Consider the following 2,158-nt stretch of genomic DNA (forward strand, 5'->3'; position numbering starts at 1 on the left):
TAAAAATAGTATAAAAAATATAAAAATATAAAAAAATATGAAATAAAAAGTATAAAAAATATGAAAATAAGTATAAAAATATGAAATAAAAAGTATAAAAAATATGAAAATAAGTATAAAAATATGAAATAAAAAGTATAAAAAATATGAAAATAAGTATAAAAATATGAAATAAAAAGTATAAAAAATATAAAAATAAGTATAAAAATATAAAAAATAAATATAAAATCTTAAACTAATTAACAGTGATAATTCTAAGCTTATCAGGTCTTTTGACTATCTCACTTGATTTAAAAGCTACTAAATTTTTAATTCCTTTTGAAACAGAAATATCAACCAATCTTTGACTTACAACACCATCAAAAATTACGGCATAAGCATCTTTATTCGCAGTTTTAAGTTCATCATATAATTTTTCAACTTTAACCTCATTCAAAATGTTTAATGCATCATCTAATATTTCAGCACTTCCAGTACCTTCTAAATCTCTTAATACATTTCTCATTAAAGTCACTTTATCTTCAACTTTAGGAGTTTGAACTTTTGGTTTTGAATTAGCAAAATATTGTTCAACAGGAACTTTATCACGAAGTGCTATCATAACCTCTTCTTTTTCAAGTTCTTCAACTTCTTTACCTTTTGGAGCTCTTGTTACGTAATCTACTTCTCCAACTTGCATGAGTTCTTTTAATATTAATTCTCCACCACGATCTCCATCAACAAAAACAGTGACAGTCTTATTCTTAGTTAAACTAGCTACACTATTAGGAACATTTACTCCCTCAACAGCTACAGTATTTTTAATTCCATATTTTAATAAGTTAAGAACATCAGATCGACCTTCTACTACAATAATAGCATCAGAGGTATGAATACTAGGTCCAGCAGGAAGTTTTTCATCTCCATATTCTGATATTTCATGGATTCTCATAGCTTCCTTAACTTCTTCAATCATTTTCATGCTTTCAGGAGTTACTTTCTCCATCATACCCTTATATATTTCTTTTGCACGATTGACAACTTGTTCACGTTTAACAGCTCTAACATCTTCAACTTTAATAGTTTTAATATGAGCTTCACAAGGTCCAACCCTGTTTATTGTTTCAAGAGATGCTGCAAGAATAGCAGTTTCAATTCTATCTAAACTGGAAGGAATAACAATTTCTCCTTTAGCTCTTCCTCCATTAGAATGAATAATAACCTTTATCCTTCCAATTCGGCCTGTTTTTTGAAGTTCTCTCAAGTCTAAGTCATTGCTTAAAAGACCTTCAGTTTGACCAAAAACGGCTCCAACAACATCTGGCTTTTCAACGATTCCATTTGCATTAATTTGTGCATGAATAAGATATTTAGTTGTAGTTAGTTCTTCAATTCCTTTTCCCATGTTAAGCCTCCATTAAATTAGATACTTAATGTACTTGCAGGGATAATTTAATTATCTATGAAAAAATAAGTTGTAGAAAATAACAGTATAAATCATTAAATCTCTACATCTCATAGATGGCAATGTTATTGCATAAATTATACTTGTAAATTTAATAAAATTGCAAATGAACTACCTAATATTTAATAACGGTTACTAATATCCAATAATATCTCTATTTAATATCTATAATCATTTATAAAGATAAATTTTTAAATATAATTATTAATAACTATATTAAAATCTGATAATATGAATATAATTAGATAATAATTAAATATTAAATACAGTATATTCATTATGCAATGTAATCATAATGCAAAAAAGAGCTTAAGACAACTAAAGATTATTTACCTATTATATAAATATTATATAAAAATTGTTAAGTACTATAACATTGTTAGTATTATAATATTTTTAGATATTATTTATCTACTATTAATCTTATTTAGTTATTAATTAACTATTGTCCAATTATAATAATTATATAATTATAATAATTATTTGGCTATAACCCTATTAAACAATCATATTCAATTTAAAGTTATCTATTTGAAATTATATTATAACTTTTATAGATTGAATAACTTTTATAGGTTACAATTTTTATAATAGTAATTTTTCATAATATTCATTTTAAACATAATAGTTTTAATCCATGATTAGTTTCCTATAATTTTTATTTAAACTTATTATCCATTTTATCAATTTAAAAATCAATATTTTGTTAAAATC

General features: G+C 24.0%; 1 protein-coding gene. It reads right to left on the reverse strand.

All coding sequences use genetic code 11. The features are described 5' to 3' along the window. Nucleotides 1-235: 235 nt before the first annotated feature. Nucleotides 236-1,384 carry a DNA primase DnaG gene (gene dnaG / locus MBBAR_RS09915; RefSeq protein WP_080461180.1) on the reverse strand — a complete coding sequence of 383 codons (1,149 nt, stop codon included), beginning with the start codon at nucleotides 1,382-1,384 and terminating at the stop codon, nucleotides 236-238. Nucleotides 1,385-2,158: the final 774 nt, after the last annotated feature.

Origin of the sequence: Methanobrevibacter arboriphilus JCM 13429 = DSM 1125 (assembly GCF_002072215.1) — an archaeon.
Taxonomy (GTDB): domain Archaea; phylum Methanobacteriota; class Methanobacteria; order Methanobacteriales; family Methanobacteriaceae; genus Methanobinarius; species Methanobinarius arboriphilicus.

Bases quoted from the DNA above. Each gene is read 5' to 3' on its own strand.
- dnaG (WP_080461180.1), bottom strand. From the start codon at position 1,384: ATGGGAAAAGGAATTGAAGAACTAACTACAACTAAATATCTTATTCAT.